Source organism: Chryseobacterium sp. sg2396 (assembly GCF_042610505.1).
Classification (GTDB): domain Bacteria; phylum Bacteroidota; class Bacteroidia; order Flavobacteriales; family Weeksellaceae; genus Chryseobacterium.
Map to the genome: position 1 here is coordinate 1 of NZ_JBHGAQ010000045.1, position 3,802 is coordinate 3,802.

At 29.6% G+C, this 3,802-nt stretch carries 2 protein-coding genes; both read left to right on the forward strand.

The window, feature by feature from the left end; translation table 11 throughout:
* Positions 1-1,833: DUF3857 domain-containing protein (locus ACED20_RS21040; RefSeq protein ID WP_378106698.1), on the forward strand; the 1,833-nt coding region annotated here is incomplete at its 5' end.
* 10 nt (positions 1,834-1,843) lie between these two features.
* On the forward strand, positions 1,844-3,763 hold the full coding sequence (locus ACED20_RS21045) for a transglutaminase domain-containing protein (protein WP_378106701.1): 1,920 nt from the start codon (positions 1,844-1,846) through the stop codon (positions 3,761-3,763).
* Positions 3,764-3,802 lie beyond the last annotated feature (39 nt).

The window sequence follows — 3,802 nt, forward strand, 5'->3', positions numbered from 1 at the left end:
CCCGTTTCTGCAATTCCTGAAAATCTTAAGAAAAACGCCAGTATTGTTATCAGGAAAGAAAATAATACAGTCGAGATCAATAAGATTGATGATATTACTTATAGAAAATTATCTGTTGTTACTGTTCTCAACAAAGATGCAATTTCTTATTCTATACCTAGAATTTCTTATGAAAAAGGTGATGATATATCAAATGTTAAAGTGATTGTTTACGACGAAAAAGGAAATAAAATAAAAAGTTATTCTAAGAGTGATTTCACGGATATTGCAGCAAATCCTCAAGGAACTTTTTATTCAGACAGCCGAATGCTTATTCTTCCGTTTACATCTTCGACATTTCCCTATACCGTAGAATTCAGTTATGAATTAAATGATGAAAATACAGTTTTCATTCCTGATTTTATACCTTTCTATGAATATAATGTTTCTTTGGAAGAAAGTAATTTTAATATCATTAATAAATCCGGGATTAACCTCCGATCGAAAGTTTATGAATCACCATTTAGCTATGCATCTGTTGCTGTTTCATCAAGTGGAGAAAACAAAACGTATACATATAAAAATATTCAGGCAATAGAAAATGGGCAATTGGTTCCGTCTCCGCAGAAAGTTCTCCCAAAAGTTAGTTTTTCTTTAGACAAATTTAATCTCGAGGGAAAGCGGGGAAGTATAGCTTCATGGAAAGATTTCGGAGCCTGGTATTATCAGAGCCTACTTATACCGGTTTCGGTTTCTACACCACAAATTAAAGCTGAAATTGCTTCTTTAAATTTATCAGGAACTACTGAGGAAAAAGTTAAAAGCATATATCAGTACATGCAAAATAAAACCAGGTATATCTTTGTTGCATTAGGAATTGGAGGATGGCAGCCAATGTTGCCGGATGAAGTACAGAAAAAAGGATATGGAGACTGTAAAGGGCTTACAAACTATATGAAAACACTTTTAGATGAGGCTGGAATCAAATCATATTATTGCATTATTAATTCCAATTCCTCTGAAGTAAGCTTTGACAAAGATTTTCCAAAAATGTCAGGGAATCACGTTATTTTGACAGTACCAACGGAAAAAGGAAATATCTGGCTGGAGAATACCTCGCAACAAATCGCTTTTAACCATTTAAGTTTTAATACCACAGATAGAAATGTGCTACTGGTAAAACCTGATGGAATCGATATTATGCAGACTCCTAGCTCCTCAGCCGAAAATAATAAAGAAAAGCAAACATTATATGTCCAATTAAATTCAGATAGATCAATTACTGGAAAAGGGAATTTTTCCTATCAAGGAGCTCAATATGATTATAACTTAATGTATTTACTAATCCCTGAAAAAGATAAAACGGAACTATTGAAAAAAGCATATTCTACATTAGATTTTGAAAATGTAGAAATGAAAGAGTTTAATAATGACAAGAATTCTGCTACAATAAATTTCGAGCTGAATTTTAAAGCTTTAAACTATTCAAAACCTATAGGAAATGGCTATATTTTCAGAGCAATACCAATTTATAAAGAAGGTAGTCATTTTGAAGATTCTATACGTGATCTGCCTTTTGAAAGCAGATTAGCTTATAAGGATGAATCTGAAATTATTTATGAATTGCCGCAAGATTATTTTATAGAAGAAATTCCAAAAAATATAAATATTGATTCTGAATTTGGTTCTTACAATATAGTTTTCGAAAAGTATGAACGTAAGCTTATTGTGAGGCGTATGATCAAGGTAAATAAGGGAGTATATCCTAAAGAAAAATTTAGTGATTTTATTAATTTCAAAAAGAGAGTCTTAAATTCGGATAACTCTAAAATTTTAGTGTCTAGAAAAGCTTAGAAACAACTATATGATACAAAAATTATTACTGCTTTTAACTTTCGTAGCAAATCTTATTTTTTCGCAAGAACATAAGTTTCTTGACTATCCGAAATTTAACGAAGCTGATTTAAAAAAAACAAATTCACAGATTGAGAAAAATGCACCTGCAGAGATTCTTTACAATAGTCTAAGTATAGATCTTTCACCATCGAATCAATACTTTTATCAAAAAAAATATTTTTCTAAGATAAAAATTTATGATAAAAATAGATCTGAAGAATGGCTTAATCTAAATATACCTGTCGCATCAGGTGAAAGCCTCAATGATTTTGAGGTAATTGTTTATAATTATAAAAATAATAGTGTAGAAAGAACTATTATTAATAAACAGGATCAACTAAAAGAAAATCTTGTTAAAGGACTAAAATTTTACAAGCTCGCTATTCCAAATATTCTAGATGGATCTGTAATAGAATATCATTATAGAATCGAAACGAGTAATGTTTTTAATTTAACATATTATCTTCAATATAATATTCCGGTCATTTATCAAGAATATATTTTTGAATATCCAGAATCACTCACCTACACTTTTAATAGTACTGGAAATAGCCTCGCTCCTAAATATAATATGAGTAAATCATTATCACGTTTAGGAGTTAATATGAATATGTATAAGTTCGGTTATGAAAATGTTTCTTCTGTACAAAAAGAGAACTTTGTAAAAGGTAGTGATAGAGACAGAGCAAAGATAAAACCTGAATTAAAAAAATATGCCGCGAAATATTTTTTATTTGAGTCTTCCGATAAATGGAATAAACTGGCTGAGAAACTTAAATATTCGGATAATTTTGGTGGATTTTTAGAAACTGGAGTAAGGGATATTGTGCCTGAAGATATTAAGAAAACAATTGATCCGTTAGAAAGAGCGAATAAGGTTTTTGATTTTGTAAAGAATAATTACAAATGGAACAAGAATTTCGGAATTATTGCAAGCCAGTCTTTAAGACAATTTGTAAAAAGCAAATCGGGAAATTCTGCAGATATAAACCTATTATTAACTGCCTTATTAAAGGATGTAAAGCTAGAGGCGAATCCAGTGTTGATTTCAACAGTAGAGAATGGTGTCTTAAATGTTTTTACCCCCAATCTTAATAATGTAAATATGGTTTTAGCATCTATAAAAATTAAAGATCAACTTTATTTTTATGATGCCACCTCTTTTGCTTCTAAAGTAAATATTCTGCCAGAAAGAGATTGGAATGATTTCGGTATTTTGCTTGAAGACGATAAAGCTACGGATTTTTCATTTTCAAATACTAATATTAGTAAAAAGGAATTATTTGTTAAAGCGGATATAGATGTGCAAAATTCAGAAATAAAAGGAAATATAAGTCAAATAGAAACCGGACTTTATGCAATAGAAGCCTATGATAATTTTGATGATAATCATGATAAATATAATCAGGCCTTCAAAACTGATTTTGCTGTAAATGCAAAAGATATCGAATCAAAATTATTGCCTGATGGAGGTTTTGAATCTAAAATGAAATTTTCTAGTAGTAATTTGATGGACATTGTAGGTGATAAGATAATCTTAAACCCTATATTATTTCTAAATACCCGTAATGAAAGTTTTGATCAGAAAGAAGAAAGAAAAAACCAAATAGATTTTATTTCCGCCTTTACAAAAGAAAAGAAAGTTGAACTAACCATTCCAGATGGGTATAAAGTAACAGATCTTCCGAAGCCAAAGAAGATTGTTACAGATGATAAAGAAATTTCTTATACTTATAAGGTAGAAATTTTAAATAATAAGATTTTAGTCAATTCAAAAGTTGACGTTTTAAGTCAAAATTATCCGAAAGAGTATTATACATTCTTTAAACAAATATGGAAAATTATGAACGAAAGTGAGAATCAGGTTATCAGTTTAATTAAGAATTAACTATAAAGACTTCAGCAATGAAGTCTTTTTTTTGTCCCT